This window comes from Pseudomonas gessardii (assembly GCF_001983165.1).
GTDB lineage: Bacteria > Pseudomonadota > Gammaproteobacteria > Pseudomonadales > Pseudomonadaceae > Aquipseudomonas > Aquipseudomonas gessardii.
Genome location: NZ_MNPU01000054.1, coordinates 15,080 through 40,519, shown reverse-complemented (window position 1 = coordinate 40,519; position 25,440 = coordinate 15,080). Strand labels below are relative to the sequence as shown.

Annotated in this window: 25 protein-coding genes; 16 read left to right on the top strand and 9 right to left on the bottom strand. The window is 60.6% G+C overall.

Annotated features, from left to right (window positions below):
* Positions 1-180 precede the first annotated feature (180 nt).
* From ccoM to BLL38_RS25530, 3 genes are all read right to left on the bottom strand, one after another.
* Positions 181-297, bottom strand: a complete 117-nt coding sequence (ccoM, locus tag BLL38_RS31695; RefSeq protein WP_029297086.1) for a cytochrome c oxidase subunit CcoM — start codon at positions 295-297, stop codon at positions 181-183.
* Positions 298-440: 143 nt separating this feature from the next.
* Positions 441-671 carry a hypothetical protein gene (locus tag BLL38_RS30815; RefSeq protein ID WP_130898270.1) on the bottom strand — a complete coding sequence of 77 codons (231 nt, stop codon included), beginning with the start codon at positions 669-671 and terminating at the stop codon, positions 441-443.
* Positions 658-999 (bottom strand): hypothetical protein, encoded by a 342-nt coding sequence (locus BLL38_RS25530; protein WP_029297088.1) that lies wholly within the window; start codon positions 997-999, stop codon positions 658-660. Before BLL38_RS25530 ends, BLL38_RS30815 begins: the two co-directional genes overlap by 14 nt.
* 218 nt (positions 1,000-1,217) lie before the next feature.
* On the opposite strand from BLL38_RS25530, the gene rapA reads away from it, so the two are divergent.
* On the top strand, positions 1,218-4,064 hold the full coding sequence (rapA, locus tag BLL38_RS25525; protein ID WP_076964811.1) for an RNA polymerase-associated protein RapA: 2,847 nt from the start codon (positions 1,218-1,220) through the stop codon (positions 4,062-4,064).
* 167 nt (positions 4,065-4,231) lie between these two features.
* On the opposite strand, the gene BLL38_RS25520 is transcribed toward rapA, so the two are convergent.
* Positions 4,232-5,578, bottom strand: a complete 1,347-nt coding sequence (locus tag BLL38_RS25520; protein ID WP_076964810.1) for a spinster family MFS transporter — start codon at positions 5,576-5,578, stop codon at positions 4,232-4,234.
* A 245-nt stretch (positions 5,579-5,823) separates the two neighbouring features.
* On the opposite strand from BLL38_RS25520, the gene BLL38_RS25515 reads away from it, so the two are divergent.
* The 3 genes from BLL38_RS25515 (at position 5,824) to BLL38_RS25505 (ending at position 10,950) form a co-directional block, all read left to right on the top strand.
* On the top strand, positions 5,824-6,192 hold the full coding sequence (locus BLL38_RS25515) for a YkgJ family cysteine cluster protein (RefSeq protein ID WP_076964809.1): 369 nt from the start codon (positions 5,824-5,826) through the stop codon (positions 6,190-6,192).
* A gap of 143 nt (positions 6,193-6,335) precedes the next feature.
* Positions 6,336-8,561, top strand: coding sequence for a putative bifunctional diguanylate cyclase/phosphodiesterase (locus BLL38_RS25510; protein WP_076964808.1), 2,226 nt, complete (start codon positions 6,336-6,338; stop codon positions 8,559-8,561).
* A gap of 208 nt (positions 8,562-8,769) precedes the next feature.
* On the top strand, positions 8,770-10,950 hold the full coding sequence (locus tag BLL38_RS25505) for a hypothetical protein (RefSeq protein WP_076964807.1): 2,181 nt from the start codon (positions 8,770-8,772) through the stop codon (positions 10,948-10,950).
* A 297-nt stretch (positions 10,951-11,247) separates the two neighbouring features.
* On the opposite strand, the gene BLL38_RS25500 is transcribed toward BLL38_RS25505, so the two are convergent.
* Positions 11,248-11,553, bottom strand: coding sequence for a DUF2288 domain-containing protein (locus BLL38_RS25500; protein ID WP_076964806.1), 306 nt, complete (start codon positions 11,551-11,553; stop codon positions 11,248-11,250).
* A complete protein-coding gene (locus BLL38_RS31190; protein ID WP_162843706.1) occupies positions 11,550-11,711 on the bottom strand; it encodes a hypothetical protein in 162 nt (53 codons plus the stop codon). The genes BLL38_RS25500 and BLL38_RS31190 overlap by 4 nt, the downstream gene beginning before the upstream one ends.
* Before the next feature lie 183 nt (positions 11,712-11,894).
* Between BLL38_RS31190 and BLL38_RS25495 the strand changes: the two genes are divergently transcribed.
* The 9 genes from BLL38_RS25495 to BLL38_RS25455 all read left to right on the top strand — a co-directional run bounded on the left by BLL38_RS25495 (position 11,895) and on the right by BLL38_RS25455 (position 19,617).
* Positions 11,895-13,022 carry a branched-chain amino acid ABC transporter substrate-binding protein gene (locus tag BLL38_RS25495; RefSeq protein WP_076964805.1) on the top strand — a complete coding sequence of 376 codons (1,128 nt, stop codon included), beginning with the start codon at positions 11,895-11,897 and terminating at the stop codon, positions 13,020-13,022.
* Positions 13,023-13,250: 228 nt separating this feature from the next.
* Positions 13,251-14,174, top strand: coding sequence for a high-affinity branched-chain amino acid ABC transporter permease LivH (gene livH, locus BLL38_RS25490; RefSeq protein ID WP_057958729.1), 924 nt, complete (start codon positions 13,251-13,253; stop codon positions 14,172-14,174).
* A complete protein-coding gene (locus BLL38_RS25485; RefSeq protein WP_029297111.1) occupies positions 14,171-15,424 on the top strand; it encodes a high-affinity branched-chain amino acid ABC transporter permease LivM in 1,254 nt (417 codons plus the stop codon). Before livH ends, BLL38_RS25485 begins: the two co-directional genes overlap by 4 nt.
* Positions 15,421-16,188 carry a high-affinity branched-chain amino acid ABC transporter ATP-binding protein LivG gene (gene livG, locus BLL38_RS25480; RefSeq protein WP_032858084.1) on the top strand — a complete coding sequence of 256 codons (768 nt, stop codon included), beginning with the start codon at positions 15,421-15,423 and terminating at the stop codon, positions 16,186-16,188. Before BLL38_RS25485 ends, livG begins: the two co-directional genes overlap by 4 nt.
* Positions 16,189-16,890, top strand: a complete 702-nt coding sequence (locus BLL38_RS25475) for an ABC transporter ATP-binding protein (protein WP_029297115.1) — start codon at positions 16,189-16,191, stop codon at positions 16,888-16,890.
* A 277-nt stretch (positions 16,891-17,167) separates the two neighbouring features.
* Positions 17,168-17,470 carry a BufA1 family periplasmic bufferin-type metallophore gene (locus BLL38_RS25470; protein ID WP_076964804.1) on the top strand — a complete coding sequence of 101 codons (303 nt, stop codon included), beginning with the start codon at positions 17,168-17,170 and terminating at the stop codon, positions 17,468-17,470.
* 22 nt (positions 17,471-17,492) lie between these two features.
* Positions 17,493-18,374, top strand: a complete 882-nt coding sequence (gene bufB, locus BLL38_RS25465; protein WP_076964803.1) for an MNIO family bufferin maturase — start codon at positions 17,493-17,495, stop codon at positions 18,372-18,374.
* Entirely contained in the window at positions 18,371-19,135 is a 765-nt protein-coding gene (locus BLL38_RS25460; protein WP_076964802.1) for an HvfC/BufC N-terminal domain-containing protein, read from the top strand. Before bufB ends, BLL38_RS25460 begins: the two co-directional genes overlap by 4 nt.
* Positions 19,132-19,617 (top strand): DoxX family protein, encoded by a 486-nt coding sequence (locus BLL38_RS25455; protein ID WP_076964801.1) that lies wholly within the window; start codon positions 19,132-19,134, stop codon positions 19,615-19,617. Before BLL38_RS25460 ends, BLL38_RS25455 begins: the two co-directional genes overlap by 4 nt.
* Here the strand turns inward: BLL38_RS25455 and BLL38_RS25450 are convergent.
* Entirely contained in the window at positions 19,614-20,522 is a 909-nt protein-coding gene (locus tag BLL38_RS25450) for a LysR family transcriptional regulator (protein WP_076964800.1), read from the bottom strand. The genes BLL38_RS25455 and BLL38_RS25450 overlap by 4 nt on opposite strands.
* Positions 20,523-20,626: 104 nt before the next feature.
* Here BLL38_RS25450 and BLL38_RS25445 point away from each other — a divergent pair, with 104 nt between their 5' ends.
* Complete coding sequence (locus BLL38_RS25445) at positions 20,627-21,226, top strand: short chain dehydrogenase (protein ID WP_076964799.1); 600 nt, start codon at positions 20,627-20,629, stop codon at positions 21,224-21,226.
* Here the strand turns inward: BLL38_RS25445 and BLL38_RS25440 are convergent, their stop codons facing one another.
* A complete protein-coding gene (locus BLL38_RS25440) occupies positions 21,227-21,583 on the bottom strand; it encodes a hypothetical protein (RefSeq protein WP_076964798.1) in 357 nt (118 codons plus the stop codon). It abuts the gene before it with no gap.
* A gap of 172 nt (positions 21,584-21,755) precedes the next feature.
* On the opposite strand from BLL38_RS25440, the gene BLL38_RS25435 reads away from it, so the two are divergent.
* Entirely contained in the window at positions 21,756-22,427 is a 672-nt protein-coding gene (locus tag BLL38_RS25435; protein WP_076964797.1) for a COG3650 family protein, read from the top strand.
* Positions 22,428-22,533: 106 nt separating this feature from the next.
* A complete protein-coding gene (locus tag BLL38_RS25430; RefSeq protein ID WP_076964796.1) occupies positions 22,534-24,147 on the top strand; it encodes an NAD(P)/FAD-dependent oxidoreductase in 1,614 nt (537 codons plus the stop codon).
* Between the two features lie 110 nt (positions 24,148-24,257).
* Here BLL38_RS25430 and BLL38_RS25425 read toward each other — a convergent pair whose 3' ends face one another.
* The gene (locus BLL38_RS25425; RefSeq protein WP_076964795.1) at positions 24,258-25,352 is read right to left on the bottom strand and encodes a PLP-dependent cysteine synthase family protein; all 1,095 of its coding nucleotides are present in this window, start codon (positions 25,350-25,352) and stop codon (positions 24,258-24,260) included.
* Positions 25,353-25,440 lie beyond the last annotated feature (88 nt).

Below are 25,440 nucleotides of genomic sequence, written 5' to 3'. Positions count from 1 at the left end.
GCCTCTGGCTAACACTTCCCCTTGCCGGGTGTGTAGAGGACTTTCACCTCCCAGTCACCAGCGTGGCCACCACAGCCAAGCTGGTTGCGCTTGCGCGCAACGCGCCATGCCTGGCGCACCAAAAAAAGGGCGACCGAAGTCGCCCAAAATGCCTTGCGTGCTCATGTAACCCGGAAAAACCTATGGTTTTTTACGCTTGTTCGCGTCTTTCCAGATAAAAAACCCAAACCCTACAAAAAACAGCACCATGAGGCCGACAGTCAGCACCCCGGCGAAAACCACATTATCGAAAAACATGACCGGCCTCCTGCTCTTGCCTTGTTGCGATAGGGCTAAGTTAACCAAGAAGTCGGGGGGAGAAATTGACGGGGATCAATGTCGCCCGCAACGGGGCGTAAAGAAGGGGAATAACTGACCTGTATCAACAGATTCAGGGCATTTCAGCGCTTTTTCGTTTTGTTTTTCGGCTTTTTCTTGGTTTTGCCCAAGGGCATGGCCTGCTCGAACGCCTGGCGCACGTCATTAAGACGCTTGTCGTTGAGGTCGTGGACCCGTTTGGCCCGTTCGGCATTCAGGTCGATCAGCTTGTCGTCACTCATGGCTTGGCTTACGTGGTGGCTGGCGTGACGCAATAATGCGTCCTGGCCCACCCGGGGGTCAAACCTCGACATCCACCCACAACCCCTGGCGGGGCGCATCCTCGATCAACGGCGCGACCGGCACCGTGTTATCGGCATTCAGTTCGTCACCGGGAATGGCCAGGTGCTGCTCGGGATCTTCATCGGCCTCGCGTCGGCGCTTTTGTTGTTCCTGCTGGCGTCGTTGTTCCTCGCGCAGCATCAGGGTCGATTGCTCGGCGTCGCGGTGCTTGAGGTCGATGGTGCTTTCGTTGGAGCTCGGCTGCGCAGGCACCACCGGTGGAATATCGGGTTTTGGGCGCACGGGGTCGAGTTGCGACGTGACCGGCACAACACTCAAGGGCAAGATCGGTGGCAACATAATTATGGGTCTCCTGTCAGCAGGCTGTCGGCTGCTGTACCAGCGACTTGAGCCTGGGGCCGCCAACTTGTGACCCAGTCGTCAGTCGCCAGTGCCCCGCCACCCGTCGAATCGCCCTCTTTGCGCCCCGCAAGAGGAGTAGTTTTTGTCAGAGTCCTTTGGCTGGGGGCCTTGTTCCGTTAGAATAGTCGGCTTTTTCACGGCGGGAGTCAGGCAGCATGGCGCAGCAGTATCAACCGGGGCAACGCTGGATTAGTGACAGCGAAGCAGAGCTGGGGTTAGGCACCGTTCTGGCACAGGACGGCCGCTTGCTGACCGTGCTCTATCCGGCCACTGGCGACACCCGCCAGTATGCGCTACGGAATGCGCCCCTCACTCGCGTGAGGTTTTCGCCGGGTGACACCATCACCCACTTCGAAGGCTGGAAAATGACCGTGCGCGAGGTCGACGATGTCGACGGCCTGCTGGTCTACCATGGCCTCAATGGGCAGAACGAGCCCGTCACCCTGCCAGAAACCCAACTGTCGAACTTTATCCAGTTCCGCCTCGCCAGCGACCGTCTGTTCGCCGGCCAGATCGACCCGCTGGCCTGGTTCTCCCTGCGCTACCACACCCTGGAACACACCAGCCGCCAATTGCAGTCCTCGCTCTGGGGCCTGGGCGGCGTGCGTGCGCAGCCGATTGCGCACCAATTGCACATTGCCCGCGAAGTCGCCGACCGGATCGCGCCACGGGTACTGCTGGCCGACGAAGTGGGCCTGGGCAAGACCATCGAAGCCGGCCTGGTGATCCATCGCCAGCTGCTGTCCGGCCGCGCCAACCGCGTGCTGATCCTGGTCCCGGAGAACCTGCAGCACCAATGGCTGGTGGAAATGCGCCGGCGTTTCAACCTGCAAGTCGCACTGTTCGACGAAGAGCGGTTTATCGAAAGCGATGCCAGCAACCCGTTTGAAGACACCCAGCTCGCGCTGGTGGCCCTGGAATGGCTGGTGGACGACGAAAAAGCCCAGGACGCGCTGTTTGCCGCCGGCTGGGACTTGATGGTGGTCGACGAAGCGCACCACCTGGTCTGGCACGAAGAAAAAGCCAGTGCCGAATACCAACTGGTCGAACAACTGGCCGAGACCATTCCCGGCGTGCTGCTGCTGACCGCGACCCCGGAACAACTGGGCCAGGACAGCCACTTCGCCCGTCTGCGCCTGCTGGACCCGAACCGTTTCCATGACGTCAAAGCCTTCCGCGCCGAGAGCGAGAACTATCGCCCGGTGGCCGAAGCCGTGCAGGAGCTGATGGACAAGGGCCGCCTTTCACCGGCTGCGCACAAGACTATCCAGGGCTTCCTCGGCAACGAAGGCGAAGCCCTGCTGGCCGCCGTCAACGATGGCGACACCCAAGCCAGTGCGCGCCTGGTGCGCGAGCTGCTGGACCGCCATGGCACCGGCCGCGTGCTGTTCCGTAACACCCGCGCCGCCGTGCAAGGCTTCCCCGAGCGCAAGCTGCACGCCTACCCGCTGCCGTGCCCGGACGAATACCTGGAGCTGCCGCTGGGCGAGCATGCCGAGCTGTACCCGGAAGTCAGCTTCCAGTCGCAGCCGGATATAGAAGAAGAAAACCGCTGGTGGCGCTTCGACCCGCGCGTGGAGTGGCTGATCGATCAGCTGAAAATGCTCAAGCGCACCAAGGTCCTGGTGATCTGCGCCCATGCCGAAACCGCCATGGACCTGGAAGACGCCCTGCGCGTACGTTCCGGTATCCCGGCCACGGTGTTCCACGAGGGTATGAACATCCTTGAGCGCGACCGCGCCGCCGCCTACTTCGCCGACGAAGAGTTCGGCGCCCAGGTGCTGATCTGTTCGGAAATCGGCAGTGAAGGTCGCAACTTCCAGTTTTCCCACCACCTGGTGCTGTTCGACCTGCCGTCGCACCCGGACTTGCTGGAGCAACGCATCGGCCGTCTGGACCGCATCGGCCAGAAACACGTGATCGAACTGCACGTGCCGTACCTGGAAACCAGCCCGCAAGAGCGCCTGTTCCAGTGGTACCACGAAGCCTTGAATGCCTTCCTGAATACCTGCCCGACCGGCAACGCCTTGCAGCACCAGTTCGGCCCACGCCTGCTGCCGCTGCTGGAAAACGCCGACGACGGCCAATGGCAAGCGCTGATCGACGAAGCCCGCACCGAGCGCGAGCGCCTGGAAGCCGAGCTGCACACAGGTCGCGACCGCCTGCTGGAGCTCAATTCCGGCGGCGCTGGCGAAGGTGATGCGCTGGTCGAGGATATTCTGGAGCAAGACGATCAGTTCACCCTGCCGATCTACATGGAAACCCTGTTCGATGCGTTTGGCATCGACAGCGAAGACCATTCGGAAAACGCGCTGATCCTCAAGCCCAGCGAAAAAATGCTCGACGCCAGTTTCCCCCTCGGCGACGACGAAGGCGTGACCATCACCTACGACCGCAACCAGGCACTGTCGCGCGAAGACATGCAGTTCATCACCTGGGAGCACCCGATGGTCCAGGGCGGCATGGACCTGGTACTGTCCGGCTCCATGGGCAACACCGCCGTGGCGCTGATCAAGAACAAGGCGCTCAAGCCGGGCACCGTGTTGCTCGAACTGCTCTATGTCAGTGAAGTGGTGGCACCGCGCTCACTGCAACTGGGTCGCTACCTGCCGCCGGCGGCCCTGCGCTGCCTGCTGGATACCAATGGCAATGACTTGTCGGGCCGGGTGTCTTTCACCACCTTGAACGACCAGCTGGAAAGCGTGCCACGGGCCAGTGCCAATAAGTTCGTGCAGGCCCAGCGCGATCAGCTGACGCCTCGGATCAACGCCGGCGAAGAAAAAATCGCCCCGCGCCATGCCGAACGTGTAGCCGAGGCGCAACGTCGCCTGGCGGCAGACACTGACGAAGAGCTGGCGCGCCTGACCGCCCTGCAAGCCGTCAACCCGAGCGTGCGCGACAGCGAGCTGGTTGCCCTGCGCCAACAGCGCGAGCAAGGCCTGGCCATGCTCGACAAGGCGGCGCTGCGGTTGGAGGCGATTCGGGTGCTGGTCGCCGGTTGATCCGCGTCCTGCCCTGTTGAACAAGAAGGCCCGCGCAATGCGGGCCTTTTTTATTCATTTTGGATGTGTGCTGTGAGTCAGGGCCTCATCGCGGGCAAGCCCGCTCCCACATTTGCAATGCATTCCCCTGTGGGAGCGGGCTTGCCCGCGATGCAGTCACCTCGGTCTCAAGCTGTCACCGCAGGCCCGGGCACCTCAACCTTCCCCAACCCATCCTTCATCCGCTGGGCATCGCGCACAAAACACCGCGAAGCCTGGAACAGAAACAGCATGGTCAGGAACAACGCCACCGGGATCAGGTACATGGCGTCATGCAGGCCCACGGCCTTGAACGCCTCGGTCATCTGCTCGGCACCCGCCGCGTACATCGCCGCATGGGCAAAGTAATCAGACAGCGCCCCCACCACCACCGGCCCCATACCGCCACCCAGCAGATACAGGCCGGCGAAGAACAGCGCCATGGCCGTGGCCCGCAGACGCGGTTCCACCACGTCCTGGATCGCCGTATACACACAGGTGTAGAAGTTATAGGCAAACAACCAGCCCACACTGAACACCGCCACAAACACCCCGATCTCGATCCGCCCGGCGTGCAGGGCCCAGGCCGTGGTCAGCGTGGAGATGATCAGGCTGAACGCGGCAAACAGCAGGCGGCCATTGGCTATGCGCTGGTGAATCTTGTCGGCCACCAGGCCACCCAGGGTCAGGCCAAACAAGCCGGTCACCCCCACAATGACCCCGGTAGCAACCGCCGCCTCCTGCAAGGGCATCAAGAAGTAGCGTTGCAGCATCGGCACCAGGAACGAGTTGCAGGCATAAGTGGCAAAGTTGAAACACAACCCCGCCAGCACCAGCCACAGGAAGGTCGGCACCGCCAGCACCCGGCGGATCGGCCGGTCGACCTTCTCCTGGGAGACTTGCACGGTTTCGGCCGCGCCGCGCTTGGGCTCCTTGATGTAGAACATAAATACCGCGAGGATCAGCCCCGGGATGGCTGCAATAAAGAACGGTGCTCGCCAGCTGTCGAACGCCTTGACCATCGCGCCGATGGTGAAGAAGGCCAGCAACAGGCCCAGGGGCAGGCCCAGCATGAAAATCCCCATGGCCCGGGCGCGACGGTGGGCCGGGAACAGGTCGCCGATCAGCGAGTTGGCCGCCGGCGCATAGCTGGCTTCGCCAATGCCGATGCCCATGCGCACCAGCAGGAACGTCCAGAAATTGCCAACCATGCCATTGACCGCCGTCAGCGCGCTCCAACTTGCCAGGCCCCAGCCCATCAGCTTGCTGCGCGAGCCGGTATCGGCCAGGCGTCCCAGGGGCAAGCCGGCAATGGCGTAGACGATGGTGAACGCGGTACCGATAAGGCCGAGCTGGAAGTCACTGAGGTGCCATTCCATGCGGATCGGCTCGATGATGATCGCCGGGATCGTGCGATCAAAGAAGTTGAACAGGTTGGCCAGGAACAGCAGGAACAGAATGCGCCAGGCATTCGCCGCTTGGGTCGAGTTCTGCATGGGTCCGTCTCTTTTATTGTTATAGAGGCTCGATGCCGACGCATCCTGCCCGGAACCTGCAATCTAGTCAGACGCGGCGCGGTTGTCTGTAATGATTCGTAAAGCTGATAGGGCGTAATTTCATCCAGGACAGCAGGATTTGCCCGGCAAAAAAATAAGCACGCGCCCCCCTTCCCAAGCGCCTTGGCAGGCATAGAATAGCGAGCCTTCCGCTGTTCCCCCTTACCTCTTATTGATGACGTGCCATGTCCGATGCCAGTCCGTGTCTGAATTGCGGTGCCTGCTGTTCACACTTTCGCGTGTCTTTCTTTTGGGGCGAATGCGCTTCATCAGGCGGCACCGTGCCCGATGAGCTGGTGACCCAGATCAACCCCACCCGGGTGGCGATGATCGGCACCGACCAAAAACCGGCACGCTGCTGCAGCCTTGAAGGTGAAGTAGGCAGCGCCACGCGCTGTTCGATCTACGAGCAGCGCTCCAGTGTATGCCGGGAGTTCGAGTCGTCGTGGAGCCAGGGCGAGGTGAACGTCGATTGTGACGCCGCACGCGCCGCGTTCGGCCTGGCGCCGCTGGAGCAACCGCCTTACGCGTTTGAGCTGCCCATCAGCGCTTAGCACCATTGGCTATAGCCGGCATGCCAAAATCAAAGCAATCAAAATGCCATTACCCCTTGCGATTCCATTGAGCCCTCTATACTCGACTGCATAGGTCATCGCCGCGCGCCGTGACACGAGATGACTCTGTAACGGGACATGCTATGGAATGGCTAGGCCTGCATTTTTTTACCGCCCTTCCCGAGAGCGGGTATTTGTTACTCGATTGCACCCACAACCCCTTCCTGGTGCTACTGGCGTACCTGGTTGCCTGCGCAGCGGGCTTCGGCACCCTGGACATGGCCGAGCGTGTCGGCCACGTTGACAACCTGACGGCACAGCGCCGCTGGCGCGGGGTCGGTGCCGGTTGCCTGGCCGGCGGGATCTGGTCGGCGCACTTCATCAGCATGCTGGCGTTCCAGGCGCCCATTACCATCCATTACCAATGGTTCCTGACCTTTGCCTCGTTGCTGATCGCACTGATCGCGTCATTGTTCGCCATGCAAACCCTCAGTCATGCCCAACTGCGCATTCACCAGTACTTGGTAGCGGCCATCTGGATGGGCCTGGGCATCGCCCTGATGCATTACGTGGGCATGGCCGCCATGCGCTCCGAGGCCCAGATGTATTTTTCCAGCGGGCTGTTTGGCTTGTCGGTGGCGATCGCCATCGGGGCCAGCCTGGCGGCGCTACTGTTGTCCCAATACCTGCGCAATGGCAGCGGGATGTTCCACCAGTTACTCAAGTACGGTGCCAGCCTGGTGCTCGGCGCCGGTATTATCAGCATGCACTTCACCGGCATGGCCGCCATGCAATTGCTGGTGCCCAGCGGGGCGGTGTCGTCATTGCCAAGCAACAACAACCCGACACAACTGGGCCTGTCGGTGGCCGTCATCACCTTGCTGGTGATCGGCAGCAGCATCAGTGCAGCCCTCGCCGACAAGAAACTGCAGCATAAGGAGCGCGACCTGCGTCGGGTCAATGCCTTGCTTGGCGAGCTGGACCAGGCGCGTGCGTCCCTGCAGCAAGTGGCCCATTACGATGCGTTGACCAGCCTGCTCAATCGCCGGGGTTTCAACCAGGTCTTCGCCGAAAAGCTGGCGCAGAAAACCCAGGCCGGGGGCATGCTGGCCGTGATCTTTCTCGACATCGACCACTTCAAGCGGATCAACGACAGCCTCGGCCACGATGCCGGCGATGAGCTGCTGACGGTGCTGGCCGACCATATCAAGAGTTCGGTCCGCAGCCACAATGATGTGGTGGCGCGGTTTGGCGGCGATGAGTTCTGCATCCTGATCAATATCCATCATCGCGACGAAGCACGGCACATGGCCCAGCGCATCATGCAGAAAATGAAAGAACCCATCGAGCTGGCCGGCCGGCGCCTGGTAATGACCACCAGCATCGGGATCAGCGTATTTCCCGAAGATGGGACCAGCTGTGAGGAACTGCTGAAAACCGCCGACCTGGCGCTGTATCAGTCCAAGGATACCGGGCGCAACGGCCTGAACTTCTTCAGCGCCAACCTGAAGACCCGGGCCTTTCTCGAACTGCAGTTGGAAGAGGAACTGCGCCATGCATTGCGCAAGCAAAAAGAACTGACCCTGTACTACCAACCGATTCTTGATCTGCGCAAAGGCAAGGTCACACGGCTCGAAGCCCTGGTGCGCTGGCAACACCCACAACATGGGCTGCTGACGCCCGAGCGGTTTATCGGCATTGCCGAAAACAACGGCCTGGTCGCCGAGCTCGACAACTGGGTACTACGCCAGGCCTGTGCCGACCTGGGCTGGCTGACGGAGCAAGGCCACCCGGACCTGATCATGGCCGTGAACTGTTCGGCCCTGAACCTGGCCCGTGACGAGCTGGCCGATGAAATCGAATACGCCTTGCGCAGCAGTGGCATCGCCGCCAGCCGCCTGGAACTGGAAGTGACGGAAAATGCCTTGATGGGCAATATCAGCAGCACCCTGATCCTGCTGCGGCAAATCCGCGCGCTGGGGGTTGCACTGTCCATCGACGACTTTGGCACCGGCTATTCCTCCCTCTCCTACCTCAAGCGCCTGCCCCTCAATACGCTGAAGATCGACCGTTCATTTATCCAGGACATTCCCAAGTCCACCACCGATATGGAAATTGTCCAGGCGATTATCGGCATGGCCCACACCCTGCACCTGCAGGTCATCTGCGAAGGGGTGCAAACCCTGCAGCAACTGGAGCTATTGAGCAAGTATGGCTGCGATTACGCTCAGGGCTACCTGCTCAGTGCAGCGGTGCCGGCCAGTGAAATCAGCGCCGTGATCATGGCGCTTGACCAGCAGCCCCCACTCCCCCCGATGGACCTGGCGGGAGGCAAGGCCCCATCAGCGGTTGTACATCCCATCCGCTGAAGTCCAAAGACCTTGGCATATCGCCATCATTTTGATTAAAGAACGCCGACAAACGGCCGATTCATGAGAGTCCGGCGTCGCTTTTCCCCAGAAATACTAGGGTTAAGCCTGAGCGCTGAGGCCTAAACGCGCTGTAAAAGTCGCGAACTCTCACTCGGTGATGGCTCTTTAAGGCTTTCCAGCCATCCGTCCAGGCACATGGCGCACAATGACTTCTAAAAATAATCCTGTTACCGCGGTATCCGACGTGTTGCTGACAGCTCCTGCGGAAAAACCCTCAGGTTCAAAGTCATTGAACAGTCAACGTGCACTGGGCACCCAGCAATACCTGTACTTCACCGAAACCAACACCGACCGCATCCTCGATAACCTCGACGGCCTGCGCGACATGGTGTTCCCACGCGCGCCGCACCTTGAAGGTGACAGCGAGCAGCGCAGTGAGCAGGAGTTTCCCTCGGTCTGCCTGATCGGCCTGGGGCGCTGTGGGTCCAACATTGCCCTGGATGTGGCGGAGCTGGTGTACAACGCCCGCAAGTTCTATCTGAACGAGTTCAGCACCGAAGACAAATCCTACGTTGAAAAGGGCTACAGCCCAGCCCAGTGGATCCGCAACAACCTGCGCCTGGGCGCCAACAAGGCCAGCAAGCCGGTGTTCCTGGTAGAACCCCTGGTGATGCTTGGCGACCTGGACAAAGACATTGCCGGGCGCATCCGTTTCTCGCGCAAGGGCGAGAAAAGCGGCTTTTTACGCGACTACAGCAAGATGAAGATCATGGACCTGTCGGAAGTGCACGCCGGCGGCGCCGGTAACGCACCGATCCTCGGCCAGTACCTGGCCAAGATCATCCTCAACAAAGACACCCAGCGTTTTTCCAGCCCCGACTGGAAGATGATCCATTCGTACCTGATCGACTCCTGCGGGATCAAGGCCAACCAGTCGCGCCTGTACTTCTCGATCTTCAGCGCCGGCGGCGGCACCGGCTCGGGCATGGCCTCGGAGTTTGGCCTGGCCCAGCAACACTCGTACATGAACAAGACCTTCGACACCAAGCCTGCCGACGAGCACGACAGCAAGAGCGGCCATGCCTTTGTGTTCGAGCCGATCTTCACCAGCGGCATCTGCGTGCTGCCGAATATCTCCGACCACCGCAGCGAAATGTCCGAGGCGCTGCACATCAACGCCGGTCGTCTGTTGTGCAAATACCTGTCGGAGGAATGGGACTTCTCGTACAACTTCGCCAATGAAGACAGCAGCGAGGCCAGCGTCAAGGGCCGCATTCGCCCGTGGAACGCGATGATGCTGATCTCCAACGACATCATGCGTTACGCCGAAGAAAGCGACGACGGCAACATCCAGAACATTGATGTCAATGCCATGGAAAAACACGCCAACCAGTACATCTCACAACAGATATTCAACATTCTGACGGCCCAGGCGGTGACGACCGACTACGACCAGAACTATTTCCGCCGCGCCGGCATCGATATCGGTGAAACCATTCGCCTGGACGCCAACGACCTGTTCATGAGCCTCGCCGGGCCGGTGGCGATTGCCTATGCCGAGTCTGTGGTGCCGGAAACCCCGGCGCCGAGCGGCGACAAGTTCAAAGTGTTTGAAAAAGAGCCCCAGCGCCTGAACATCGACGATTTGTTCTTCCGCTCCATCGACCTGCCCCACTTCAACAAGGTCACCCAGGCCATCGAAGGCATCAGCCTGTTGCCGATCGAATCCAAGCGCTACAAGGCGTCCCTGGAGCAGTACAAGAACTCCGGCTATGACGCGGCGGCCCTGCATGACCTGCACTTCTTCAAGAACTGTTCGTCGGTGGTGTCTATCGTCTCCCTGCCCAAGGACTACAAGCTGTCCTATATGGACCTGAACCGGCTCAAGACCCACCTCAACAGCCTGTTCCCCAACACCACCCTCAAGCGCTACGCCCTGGTGATCGGCGCCTCGGCCAACCTGTCGCTGACCACCCTGATCGCCAAGAGCCCGTGCCTGTCGGACGACTTCCTGACGTTGATCGTGGCCTTTATCAAGCGCTGCTTTGCCCGCAACCCGTACCGTTTCGACGACACCCTGGACAACTCGATCCTGGACTTCATCATCCACGAAGACTTCGACGAGGACCGTATCGACGAATTGCTCAACGAATTCGAGAACCCGGCGAAGATCCTCGACACCAACTGGTACGCGATCAAGCCGATGTATGAGAAGAAGTACCGCGAGCTGATCAACGACAAGGAGAAGTTTGTCTCGATCAACGACATTCGCCTGTCGCGGGACTGTGTGAAGAAGGCGATCAAGTACCTGCGTGAGATCTACCGTCACCGGATTGGCAAGACCAAGGTGATCTCGCTGAATAACCATACCGGGAAGACTGCCTAGACCGCGGCGCGTCCATCGCAGGCAAGCCGGCTCCCACATTTTGAATGTATTCACACATCACAATGTGGGAGCTGGCTTGCCTGCGATAGCGGTCTAACCGGCGATCAATATCCCGAACCTTGCCACACCAAGAAACAATTCCCCAGGCGTTCCGCCCCTCGCAAAACTGTTCCCATGACGTTTACGTCACCCTCCCTTGTGACCTTTCTTCACGGCCAGTTGCCATCACGGGCAAAGCGGTTACTCCGCTACACACTTTCAACCGGGAAAAAACCGGCACCATTTAGGTGCAGGCATTTAGTTTGATGCCCTTTCCTGGATCAGAATCCACGGCGAAACCACCACCGCCCACAGGCCCGGATCACGCGCCACCAAGTCCAATGCCCGCGTCGCAGACACTTCGCCAAGGCTCCCCGAGGCCAGCCAGGCGGCCACTTTGTCACGGCTGTCCTCGGCCATGGCCTCGGCCGCTTCGATCAAATCCAGGCCCGCATCGACCCACAATAGGGCACCCTTGGCAAAGAACGGTTCGAGCTCCTTCCAGGAAATTTCCGCGGTTTCGCCGAGCAGCTTGGCATAGAGGGTGCTAGGTTCTTGCGTCATGGGAACTCACCTGAGGAAAAAATCGGCGCAATCATACCGTCGGGACTTCCCCAGAAAAACCCAGTAGCAATTGAGGCACCGATTGAAAGTGTCAGAAATGCCAAGGATTGCCCGAAACTCTGGCATGCACCCGCCGCAATTCTGTCTTTTTCTTTCATTTAAGCGACACACCCGGCGTTTGCCCCCAGCAGCCAGCTTTTCAAGCGATCAACCGGCGCTCTACACTGTACCGGTACAGTTGCCAGGTCGCTGCCGGGGGGATATCCGAGATATCCGATCCGGTTCTGCAGCTCACACGGCCGCTAGAACTATAAAAAATACAACAGTAAGAGTGGAGCACTATGAATAAGGCTACTAAGCAGATTTCCAAACTGTTTGCCGCTATGGTCCTGGCTGGGGTTGCCGGCCATTCGTTCGCAGCTGACACCATCAAGATCGGTATTGCCGGCCCTAAAACCGGCCCTGTGACCCAGTACGGCGACATGCAGTTCATGGGCGCCAAGCAAGCCATCAAAGACATCAACGCCAAAGGTGGTGTCGACGGCAAGATGCTCGAAGCCAAGGAATACGACGACGCTTGCGACCCTAAACAAGCCGTTGCCGTCGCCAACAAAGTGGTCAACGACGGCGTCAAGTTCGTGGTCGGCCACCTCTGCTCCAGCTCCACTCAACCGGCAACCGACATCTACGAAGACGAAGGCGTGATCATGATCACCCCGGCGGCCACCAGCCCGGATATCACCTCCCGTGGCTACAAGCTGATCTTCCGCACCATCGGCCTGGACAGCGCCCAAGGCCCTGCGGCCGGCAACTACATCGCCGACCACGTCAAGCCGAAGGTCGTCGCCGTGCTGCACGACAAGCAGCAATACGGTGAAGGCATCGCCACCGCCGTTAAACAGACCCTTGAGAAGAAAGGCACCAAGGTTGCCGTGTTTGAAGGCCTGAACGCCGGCGACAAGGACTTCTCCTCGATTATCCAGAAGCTCAAGCAAGCCAACGTCGACTTCGTCTACTACGGCGGCTACCACCCGGAACTGGGCCTGATCCTGCGCCAGGCCCAGGAAAAAGGCCTGAAAGCCAAGTTCATGGGCCCGGAAGGCGTGGGTAACGACTCCATCTCGCAAATCGCCCAGAAAGCCTCCGAAGGCCTGCTGGTCACCCTGCCGAAATCCTTCGACGCCGACCCTGCGAACAAGGCCATCGTCGATGCACTTAAGGCTGACGGCAAAGACCCAAGCGGCCCGTTCGTGTTCCCGGCCTACTCGGCGGTTGAAATCATCGCCGGCGGCATCGCTGCTGCCAAAAGCGAAGACACCACCAAAGTGGCCGAGGCCATCCACGCGGGTACCTTCAAGACCCCGACCGGCGACCTGAGCTTCGATAAGAACGGCGACCTGAAAGACTTCAAGTTCGTGGTCTACGAATGGCACTTCGGCCAACCAAAAACCGAAGTATCCCCTCAGTAAGCCAGGCGTTACTGGACAACAAGCCCACTGTGCAAGCAGTGGGTTTTGTTTTACGAGGTTTATGGGCCACGCACCCGCGATCCGGGCGCTGGCTCACCTGAAAATCTTAAAACCGTCACCAGCGGTTCGCTGGCAAATGCTTGGTGCAAATGTGCTCACAGAACACAGCACCGGGCGGGAAGATGACTCCACCAGTGAAATGCGTATCGGGTTTTTAGGAGCGCTGTAATGCCTGAGATCTATCATTTTTTCCAACAGCTGGTTAATGGCCTGACCATTGGCAGCACCTACGCCTTGATAGCCATTGGCTACACAATGGTTTACGGCATTATTGGAATGATCAACTTCGCCCACGGCGAGGTGTACATGATTGGCTCCTACGTGGCGTTCATCGCCATTGCCGGGCTGGCCATGATGGGTATCCACTCCCTGCCGCTGTTGATGACTGCCGCATTCCTTGCGTCAATCGTCGTAACCAGTGCCTACGGCTACAGTATCGAACGTGTTGCGTACCGCCCCTTGCGTGGCAGCAACCGCCTGATCCCGTTGATTTCCGCCATCGGCATGTCGATTTTCCTGCAGAACACCGTATTGCTGTCCCAGGACTCCAAGGACAAGTCCATTCCCAACCTGATCCCGGGGAGCTTTTCCTTCGGTCCAGGCGGTGCAGAAGAAGTGCTGATTTCCTACATGCAGATCCTGGTCTTCGTCGTCACCCTGGTGGCCATGCTGGGCCTGACCCTGTTCATCTCCCGCTCCCGTCTGGGGCGCGCCTGCCGGGCCTGCGCCGAAGACATCAAGATGGCCAACCTGCTGGGCATCAACACCAACAACATCATTGCCCTGACCTTCGTGATCGGCGCTGCATTGGCGGCCGTCGCGGCGGTGCTGCTGAGCATGCAGTATGGCGTGATCAACCCCAACGCCGGTTTCCTGGTGGGGCTCAAAGCCTTCACTGCGGCGGTCCTGGGCGGCATCGGCAGTATTCCGGGCGCCATGCTCGGCGGGCTGGTGCTGGGTGTGGCCGAAGCCTTTGGTGCCGATATCTTCGGCGACCAGTACAAGGACGTCGTGGCCTTCGGCCTATTGGTTCTGGTGCTGTTATTCCGGCCGACCGGCATCCTGGGCCGTCCGGAGGTTGAGAAAGTATGAGCAGATATCTTAAGTCGGCGTTTTTCAGCGCCTTGCTGGTATGGGCCGTGGCCTTTCCGGTACTCGGGCTCAAGTTGAGCATTGTCGGGATCAACCTTGAAGTACACGGCACCGGGCCAGTCACCCTGACCATCATTGCCCTGTGCTCGGTGCTGATGTTCCTGCGGGTGCTGTTCACCCAGCAGGTCGGAGCGCTGCTCAAGTCCAACCGTGGCCCGCTGGTCTCGCCCAAGGTCAGCCAGTTCCTGACCCTGCCGCGCACCCAGCGCTACATCATCATCGGCCTGATCGTGGCCGCGTTGATCTGGCCATTCTTCGGCTCCCGTGGCGCGGTGGATATTGCCACCCTGATCCTGATCTACGTGCTGCTGGGCCTGGGCCTGAACATCGTGGTCGGCCTCGCGGGCCTGCTCGACCTGGGTTATGTGGGCTTCTACGCAGTGGGCGCCTACACCTACGCGCTGCTCTCGCACTACCTGGGCTGGAGCTTCTGGATCTGCCTGCCTCTGGCCGGCATGGCGGCGGCCACTTTCGGCTTCCTGCTGGGCTTCCCGGTGTTGCGCCTGCGCGGTGACTACCTGGCCATCGTGACCCTGGGTTTTGGTGAGATCATCCGTCTGTTCCTGCGTAACCTCACCGATATCACCGGCGGCCCCAACGGCATCAGCAGCATTCCCAAGCCAACGTTCTTCGGCTTGTCGTTTGATCGCTCCGCTGCCGAAGGCATGCAGACCTTCCACGAGTACTTCGGGATTGCCTACAACCCGGTGAGCAAGGTGGTGTTCCTGTACCTGGTCGCCCTGTTGCTGGCTTTGGCCGCGCTGTTCGTGATCAACCGCCTGCTGCGCATGCCAATCGGGCGTGCCTGGGAAGCGCTGCGTGAAGACGAAATCGCCTGCCGTGCGCTGGGCCTGAACCCGACCATCATCAAGCTCTCCGCCTTCACCCTGGGCGCCGCGTTCGCCGGTTTTGCCGGCAGCTTCTTTGCGGCTCGCCAAGGCCTGGTGACACCGGAGTCGTTCACCTTCATCGAGTCGGCAATCATCCTTGCCATCGTGGTGCTGGGTGGCATGGGCTCGCAGCTGGGCGTGATCCTCGCGGCCATCGTGATGATCCTGCTGCCGGAACTGATGCGCGAGTTCAGCGAGTACCGCATGTTGATGTTCGGCGCCATGATGGTGCTGATGATGATCTGGCGCCCACAAGGCCTGCTGCCCATGCAACGTCCACATATGGAGCTGCGCAAATGAGCCGCGAGATCCTGAAAGTCGAAAACCTGAGCATGCGCTTCGGCGGCTTGCTGGCGGTCAATGGCGTCGCCCTGACCGTCAAAGAAAAACAAGTGGTCGCCTTGATAGGCCCCAACGGCGCCGGCAAGACCACGGTGTTCAACTGCCTGACCGGCTTCTACAAGCCGGCCGGTGGCAGCATCCTGTTGGACGGCCAGCCGATCCAGGGCCTGGCCGGTCACGAGATCGCCCGCAAGGGCGTGGTGCGGACCTTCCAGAACGTGCGGTTGTTCAAGGACATGACCGCCGTGGAAAACCTGCTGATCGCCCAGCACCGGCACCTGAACACCAACTTCTTCGCGGGCCTGTTCAAGACCCCGGCGTTCCGCAAGAGCGAGCGCGAGGCCATGGAGTACGCCGCGTACTGGCTGGACAAGGTCAACCTGACCGAGTTTGCCAACCGCCCGGCCGGCACCCTGGCCTATGGTCAGCAACGTCGCCTGGAAATCGCCCGCTGCATGATGACCCGCCCGCGGATCCTGATGCTCGACGAACCGGCTGCGGGCCTCAACCCCAAGGAAACCGAAGACCTCAAGGCGTTGATCGGGGTGCTGCGTGAAGAAAACAACGCCACCGTGCTGCTGATCGAACACGACATGAAACTGGTCATGAGCATTTCCGACCATATCGTCGTGATCAACCAGGGCACGCCATTGGCCAACGGGACGCCGGAGCAGATCCGCGACAACCCGCAAGTGATCAAAGCCTATTTGGGGGAAGCGTAAATGCTGCAATTTGAAAACGTTTCCACTTTCTACGGCAAGATCCAGGCCCTGCACGACGTCAACGTCGAAGTGCGCCAGGGCGAGATCGTCACCCTGATCGGCGCCAACGGTGCCGGCAAGTCCACCTTGCTGATGACCCTGTGCGGTTCGCCCCAGGCACACAGCGGCAGCATCCGCTACATGGGTGAGGAACTGGTGGGCCAGCACTCGGCGGCGATCATGCGCAAGAGCATTGCCGTGGTCCCGGAAGGCCGTCGGGTGTTTGCCCGCCTGACCGTGGAAGAGAACCTGGCCATGGGCGGGTTCTTTACCGACAAGGGCGACTACCAGGAGCAGATGGACAAGGTGCTGCACCTGTTCCCTCGGCTCAAGGAGCGCTTCAGCCAGCGCGGCGGCACCATGTCCGGTGGCGAACAGCAAATGCTCGCCATCGGTCGTGCGCTGATGAGCAAGCCCAAGCTGCTGTTGCTGGACGAGCCTTCCCTGGGCCTGGCGCCGATCATCATCCAGCAGATTTTCGATATCATCGAACAACTGCGCAAGGACGGTGTGACGGTGTTTTTGGTGGAACAGAACGCCAACCAGGCGTTGAAAATTGCCGACCGCGCCTATGTACTGGAAAACGGCCGGGTAGTGATGCAGGGCAGCGGTGAACAACTGCTGACCGACCCGAAAGTGCGCGAGGCGTACCTGGGCGGCTAATAACGGTTGCTAACTAAATGTGGGAGCGAGCTTGTGTGGGAGTGGGCTTGCCCGCGATGGCTGTGGGTCAGTTAATGCAACTCTGACTGAAACACCGCCATCGCGGGCAAGCCCGCTCCCACACAAGCCCGCTCCCACATTTGCTTTGTGTGATCCGCTGAGCGTGTGTTGCCTTAAATTATCTTCGACCCACATGTAACGATCCCCTCCCCCCGTTCTCTAGTAGGCTAAGTAAGCACAAACGCTTGCTTACTCACCTCACTGCTGGAGAAACACCATGACCACCCGTTCGCTGTCTGCCGCTACCCTCGTCCTGGCCCTGGGCTCTGCCTTGAGCCTGAGCACCCTGAGCACTGTTGCCGGTGCCGACGAAGCCAAAATGGAAAAATGCTTCGGCGTCGCCCTCAAAGGCAAGAACGACTGCGCCGCAGGCGCTGGCACCACCTGTGCGGGCACCTCAAAGACCGACTATCAGGCCAACGCCTGGAGCCTGGTCCCTGAAGGCACCTGCGTGAAGATGGAAAGCAAAACCTCGCCGACCGGCTTTGGCCAACTGGAAGCCTTCAAGGCCAAGTCCTGACGCCCCTGCCTGAGTACTGACGATGACGCTTTCATCCCTGCCTGATGTCGCCCAGGCTCAGGCATTCGGCCTTCCCCGCCGGTCCGGGCTGGGGCTCAAGAGCGAGCACTTTCACGACGTGCTCGCCACCCTGCCCGATGTTGGTTTTTTTGAAGTCCACGCCGAAAACTACATGGTGGCCGGCGGGCCTTTTCATCACTACCTGGGGTTGATCCGCGAGCACTACCCGCTGTCGCTGCACGGCGTCGGCCTGTCCATCGGCGGCGAAGGCCCGTTGAACCAGGCCCACTTGGCGCGCCTGGCGGCACTGGTCGAACGCTATCAACCCCACTCCTTTTCCGAACACCTGGCCTGGTCCAGCCACGGCCCGGTGTTTCTCAACGACCTGCTCCCCCTGGCCTATGACGACGCGGCCCTCAAGCGGGTGTGCGAACACATTGACCAGGTACAAACCACCCTCAAGCGGCGCATGTTGCTGGAGAACCCGTCGACCTACCTGCAGTTCCAGCGCTCCACCCTGGACGAAACCGACTTCATCAGCGAAGTCATCCACCGCACTGGCTGCGGCTTGCTGCTGGACGTGAACAATGTGTATGTGTCCTGCATCAATCATCAACAGGAGCCGCTGGCCTACCTCGACGCGCTGCCTTTGTACGCCGTGGGCGAGATTCATCTGGCAGGCTTTGCCGAAGACGCCGACAACCTCGGTGATCGCCTGCTGATCGATGACCACGGCGCGCCCATCGACAACGCCGTGTGGCAGTTGTATCAGCAAGCCTTGCAACGCACCGGCCCGGTCGCGACGCTGATCGAACGCGACAACAATGTGCCAGCCTTCAGCGTATTGCACGCCGAAGCCCGGCAAGCCGAGCAGCACCTGCTGGCGGCGGCGGTACGCCCATGAACGTGCTTGGAGAGTTTGCCCAGGCCCTGCTGGCGCCAGACCAGCCATGCCCGGAGGGTTTGTTCAGCCGCAATGGCGCCGATCCCGCCAGTCGTTTTGCGGTGTATCGCAACAACGTCCACAGCACATTGATCAACGCTCTGGCCGACAGTTACCCGGTGACTCTGCAACTGGTGGGCGATGGCTTTTTCCGCGCCATGGCCGGGCTGTATGTCCAGGCGTATCCGCCCACCAGCCCTGTGCTCAACGAGTACGGCAATGACTTGGCCGACTTTATCCAGGGGTTCGCCCCAGCAGCCAGTGTGCCGTACCTGGCCGACATCGCTCGGCTGGAGCGCTTGCGAATCAACGCCTATCACGCCGCCGACACCCCCGTCGCCGACCCACAGGCCGTCATCAGCCACCTGCAGCAACTGCCTAGCCTGAGCAACGTGCGCCTGCAATTGCATCCATCCGTTGCCACCCTGCAATCGAACTATGCCGTGGTGGCGCTATGGGCCGCGCACCAAACCAGCGACGCCGTCGCCAGCCTCGACCCCTGGCATGGGCAAAGTGCGCTGATCTTGCGCAACGACCTGGAGGTCGAAGTGTTCTGCATCGACAGCGGCTGCGTGACGTTTATCAACAGCCTGCACAACGATTGGCCACTGGAAATAGCGGTGGCGTATGCCCTGGATGCGTCCAGCGAATTCGACCTGCACCAATGCCTGGGGCTGCTGATCAATCACCGCGCCATCACCCATCTCAAGGTACAACCATGAAGACTGCCACCCCGTGCCTGATTGCACGCGTCACTCAACTCTTTGAAAAAATCCCCTACAGCCTGATAGCACTTGTCGCACGTTTTTCCATTGCCGCGGTGTTCTGGAAGTCCGGCCAGACCAAGGTCGAGGGATTGGCCATTGACCTGGTAGACGGCACCTTTGAACTGGGCATGCCGCACCTGGCAAGCTCCACCATACCGCTGTTTCAAAGCGAATATCAGGTTCCGTTTTTGCCGGCAGACGTGGCCGCGTACCTGTCCGCGTTCGCCGAGCACTTTTTTCCGGTCCTGATCCTGCTGGGGCTGGCCACGCGTTTTTCAGCCCTGGCGCTGCTGGGCATGACCCTGGTGATCCAGGTGTTTGTCTACCCGGATGCCTACCCGACCCACGGCACCTGGATCGCGCTGCTGCTGGTGTTGATGGCCAAGGGCCCGGGACGGGTATCGATTGATCAGTGGATTGCCCGGCGCTGGCACTAAAGCCGATCCAATGCCTCGCCGTTGCGCTTGAACCAGCCCACCAGGTAATCGGCCAACACTTGGGTACGGCGTGGCAGCCCGCCCTGATAGGGGTGGACCAGGTACATCGGCATGCTGCGGGTCTGATAATCGCGCAGGAGCCAACGCAGCCGGCCGTCAGCCAATTCCATCTGCAACAGATAAGACGGCAGCCGTGCAATACCGGCGCCGACCAGCGCAGCCTTTTTCAGCAGGTTGTAGTGGTTGGAGGCAAAGGTGCCACCCACCCGCACCCGCAGTAACTCATGCTGCTGGTGATACAGCCACTCCTCGCGCCCGCTGTAGTGGCTGTTGAGCAAGCAGCGGTGGCCAACCAGATCAGCGGGCGCCAGCGGTTCACCGTATTGCTCCAGGTAGGCCGGGCTGGCGCAGGTCATTTCATGCCAGGCCAACAGGGGCTTGGCGACCAGGCGCTCATCGTTGGCGACCTCTGAGCGCACCGCCAGGTCAAAACCGTCCCGGGCCAGGTCGCGATAGCGGTTGTTGAGGTCCAACTCGATCTGCACCTGCGGATACTGCCTGGAAAAGTCCAGCAACAGACCGTCGAAAAACGTTTCGCCCAAGGACACCGGAACCGTCATACGCACAGGCCCGGCCAAATCGTCCTTGAGCCGTGCCAATGCCTGTCGGGCGCGCTCGACCTGGATCACCAGCCCCTGGGCCTGGGGCAACAACGCCGCCCCGGCCGCCGTCAAGCTGAGCCGGCGGGTGGTGCGATGCAGCAACACCACCGAATACTGCGCCTCCAATTGGCTAATGCGCTTGGACAACTGGCCCTTGCTGCACCCCAGTTGCTGGGCCGCCAGGGTAAAGCTGCCGGCTTCAATCAACACCGCAAACGCCGCCAGATCCTCCATCTCGCTCATGGATTGTTTCCATTTGAAAACCAAAGGTTGCCTATTAGTGCGCTTATTCGCAGAAAAAACCACTCTAGACTCAAGGCTCACTTGAACCTTTGGAGGAACGACACATGAAAATCCTGTTGATAGGCGCCAGCGGTACTGTGGGCTCGGCGGTCAAGGCCGAGCTGGCCCAGCGCCATGAGGTGATCAGCATTGGCCGCAAGAGCGGCGACTTGCAGGTCGATATCAGCGACAGCGCTTCGATCCGCCAGTTGTTTGCACAAACCGGCACCTTCGATGCCCTGGTGTGCGCCGCCGGTAGCGTCAACTTTGTGCCCCTGGGCGAAATGGACGCCAGCCACTTCGACCTCGGGTTGCAGGACAAACTGATGGGCCAGGTCAACCTGTTGCTGATCGGCCGCGAGTTTGCCAACGATGGTGCGTCGTTCACCTTCACCAGCGGCATTCTCAACCGCGACCCGATCCGCACCGGGGCCTCGGCCGCGCTGGTCAATGGCGCCCTGGATGCTTTCGTCAAAGCCGCTGCGATCGAACTGCCACGGGGCCTGCGGATCAACTCGGTCAGCCCCAACGTGCTGGTGGAGGCCATGGGCAGCTATGCCCCTTATTTCCGCGGCTTCAAGCCGGTGCCTGCGGCGGATGTGGCACTGGCCTACGCCAAGAGCGTGGAAGGCTTACAGACCGGGCAGACTTACATCGTAGGCTGATCACTTGAGCAACGACGGCATCATCTCCAGCAACTGATCGCGGGGAATGGAGAACCTCAGGCCCGGGCCGCTGAGCACACCATGGACCGTCGCCGTATTGAGCTGCCGGCCATTGAGGTACAGCGTCATCTGTTTATGCATGGCCGCCTGGGTCAGCGCTTTCGTGCGCTCCCTGGCCTGCGGCGTCAGCGTCACATCGACCTCGATAAACTCGGGTTGGAGGGCGTCGGCTCTTTTCAGGGTCAAGGTCATCTCGGTGAAGTCGGTCTGTGAGGTGTAGAACAGCTTGGCCGGTGCCTCGGCCCAGGCCAAAGGCGCCAGCCAGGCCAGGGCGAACAGGCTCCATCGAATGGTCATGGATTGGCTCCGTTGCAAAACTTAAAAGTTGCACAAGGCTGGCACAACACCCAGGAGAAAAAACGTCATTCCAGGCTTTATTAAAATGCTGAAACCTATTCGCCCCCCATCACCGGCTTGTGATGCAGCGCCAGCCTGCGTAACGTGGCGACACTTATCAGGAGACCCGATAATGCCTGCCGCCCGTATCCTAGCTCTGTTTGCCCTGCTGCCCCTGTTCGCCGCCTGCCAGGTGTTTGAAAGCGACCCGGCCAAGCCTTCCACCGCGAGCTTGACTCGCATGCAGGGCGAGCTGACTGCCGTCGGTGGCAAATTGCTGTTCCAGCCCTGCCATGACCAGCGCAACTACGTGGTCAACGATAGCGGCGGTACCAGCATCCTCCAGGAAGCGGCGTCCCTGGCCGGCCAGCAAGGGGCCCTGTTCGCCGACCTGCGCGGCAAGTTCTCCGGGGTGGCCAGCGGCACCCAGGGCCAGGTGGAGCTGCAGCAGTTGTACCGCGTCGAACGCTCGGCCTCGGCCTGTGACGACCCGGACTTCAAACGCATGATCCTACGCGCCAACGGCCATAAGCCGGCGTGGGCCCTGAATGTCACCAACAAGGGCATGGTCCTGCAACGCGAGGGCCAGCCACCGTTGCCGGTGCCGTATGTGGAAGAGCAACTGGGTGATGGCCGCTTCAACCTCACCACCGAAGCCAACGGCCAGCAGATCGAGCTGTGGGTCGCGCCCCAGCGCTGTATCGACAGCGTCAGCGGCAGCCTGCAGCATATGAGCGCCGAACTTCGGATCAACGGTCAGGTGCAACGTGGCTGTGCAGCGTTTGGCGGCTCGCGAGACGACTGATTCGGCCCTGCGCTGTTTTAGCATGACGGGAAAGCGCCGTTGGGGCTTATAATCGCCGGTTTGCAAAACCGCCGGCCCTACCAAACGCCGCATATCGGATCCTGTCATGCTACGAATCACCGAACTCAAGCTGCCCATCGACCATCCCGAAGAAGACCTGCGGCCTGCCATCGTGCAGCGCCTGGGCATCGCCAGTGATGATCTGCTCGATTTCACCCTGTTCAAACGCAGCTACGATGCACGCAAGAAGTCGTCGGAGCTGTGCTTCATCTACACCGTCGACCTTGAGGTCAAGGGTGAAGCCGCCCTGCTGCTCAAGTTCGCTGACGACCGCAATATCAATGCCGCGCCCGATGTCAGCTACAAGGTCGTCGGCCAGGCGCCGGCAGACCTGAGCGAGCGGCCGATTGTGGTCGGCTTCGGCCCTTGCGGGATCTTTGCCGGGTTGCTGCTGGCACAGATGGGCTTCAAGCCGATCATCCTCGAGCGCGGCCGCGAAGTGCGCCAGCGCACCAAGGACACCTGGGGCCTGTGGCGCAAAAGCGTACTCAACCCCGAGTCCAACGTGCAGTTCGGCGAGGGCGGCGCCGGGACCTTTTCCGACGGCAAGCTCTACAGCCAGATCAAGGACCCGAAGTTCCACGGGCGCAAGGTCCTGCACGAGTTCGTCAAGGCCGGCGCGCCAGACGAAATCCTCTACGTCAGCAAACCGCATATCGGCACCTTCCGTCTGACCGGCGTGGTGGAAAACATGCGCCAGCAGATCATCGCCCTCGGCGGTGAGGTGCGTTTTGAACAACGGGTCACCGATGTGTTGATCAACGATGGCCAGTTAAATGGCGTGGTGGTCGATGGCGGCGAGCAGATCCTCTCCAGGCACGTGATCCTCGCCCTCGGCCACAGCGCCCGCGACACCTTCCGCATGCTCCACGGCCGTGGCGTGTACATGGAGGCCAAGCCGTTTTCGGTGGGTTTCCGTATCGAACACCCACAGTCGCTGATCGACGCCGCACGCCTGGGCAAATATGCCGGGCACCCGAAGCTGGGCGCGGCCGACTACAAGCTGGTGCACCATGCCAAGAACGGCCGTTCGGTGTACAGCTTCTGCATGTGCCCGGGCGGCACGGTGGTGGCGGCCACTTCCGAGCCGAACCGGGTCGTGACCAATGGCATGAGCCAGTACTCGCGTAACGAACGCAACGCCAACTCCGGGATCGTGGTCGGCATCACCCCGGAAGTGGACTACCCGGGCGGCCCGCTGGCCGGGATCGAGTTGCAGGAGCGCCTGGAATCCCACGCGTTCATCCTCGGCGGCAGCAACTACGAAGCGCCGGCGCAACTGGTGGGGGATTTTATCGCCGGCAAGCCGTCCACCGCTATCGGCAGCGTAGAACCTTCCTACAAGCCGGGCGTTGCCCTGGGCGACTTGGCCCTGGCCTTGCCAGACTTCGCCATCGAGGCCATCCGCGAAGCATTGCCGGCCTTTGAGAAACAGATCAAGGGTTACTCGCTGCATGACGCGGTCCTGACCGGGATCGAGACCCGCACCTCGTCGCCGCTGCGGATCACTCGCGATGCGTCGATGCAGAGCTTGAATGTCAAAGGCCTGTTCCCGGCCGGCGAAGGTGCAGGTTATGCCGGTGGGATCCTGTCGGCAGGCGTTGACGGGATTCGGATTGCCGAAGCCGTGGCGCGCAATATCCTCGGCATCGAAGCCTGAGCAAACGCCCCCCCACTGTGTGGGCTTGCCCGCGATGGCGATCTGTTGACTGACAGACCGCCATCGCGGGCAAGCCCGGCTCCCACAGTGATCATCATGTGCCAGACGGTTTAGATATTGGCGCGCAGGACGCTATCCGGCAACGGATCGCCCCGCTCGACAGTGGCAGCTACCGCGTCAATCAACTCTTCCAGCGCATACCCCTGCCCGACCAGCCACGCATCGTTGTAGTAGGTCGTGGCATAACGCTCGCCCCCATCACACAGAATCGCCACGATAGACCCCGACTCTCCTGCCGCCTGCATCTGCTGCGCAGCGATCAGCGCGCCGATCAGGTTGGTGCCGCTGGAACCCCCGACCCGCCGTCCCAAGCGCTGCGCCAGGTAATGCATGGCCGCCAGCGACAAGGCATCCGGCACCTTGACCATCGCATCAATCACCTTGGGCAGGAACGACGCCTCCACCCGTGGCCGGCCGATGCCTTCAATACGTGAACCACAGTCCAGGCGCAAGCTGGCATCACCGCTCTGGTAATACTCGAAGAACACCGAACGCTCAGCGTCGGCACACAACACCCGGGTGCAATGCTGGCGATAGCGCACATAACGCCCCAGGGTCGCCGTGGTCCCGCCGGTGCCCGGGCTGGAAATCAGCCAGCTCGGCTCGGGATGCCGCTCGAAGCGCAACTGCTGGAAGATCGACTCGGCAATATTGTTGTTCGCCCGCCAGTCGGTGGCCCGTTCGGCATAGGTGAACTGGTCCATGAAGTGGCCGCCGCTTTCCTGCGCCAGGCGCTCGGACTCGGCGTAGATCTGCGTGGGATCCTGCACCAGGTGGCTCTTGCCGCCGTAAAAGGCGATCTGCGCAATCTTTTCCTGGGACGTGGTGGCCGGCATCACCGCAATGAACGGCAGGCCCAGCAGGCGCGCAAAGTACGCCTCGGAGATCGCCGTCGAACCGCTGGAAGCTTCGATCACTGGCGCTCCGGGCTTGAGCCAACCGTTGCACAGCGCATACAGGAACAGCGAGCGCGCCAGTCGGTGCTTCAGGCTACCTGTGGGGTGGCTCGACTCATCCTTGAAATACAACTCGATCCCCGGCAAGCCCGACAATGGCAGCGGGATCAGGTGGGTGTCGGCGCTGCGCTGGAAGTCCGCCTCAATAATGCGGATGGCCTCTCGGGCCCACGGACGATGGTCGCTCATGCTCAAGTTCCATTAAATTTTCAGGCTTGATTTTAGGGTGTTTCCTACACTGCACACAGATACAGTCATGACTCAATTCGATACACAA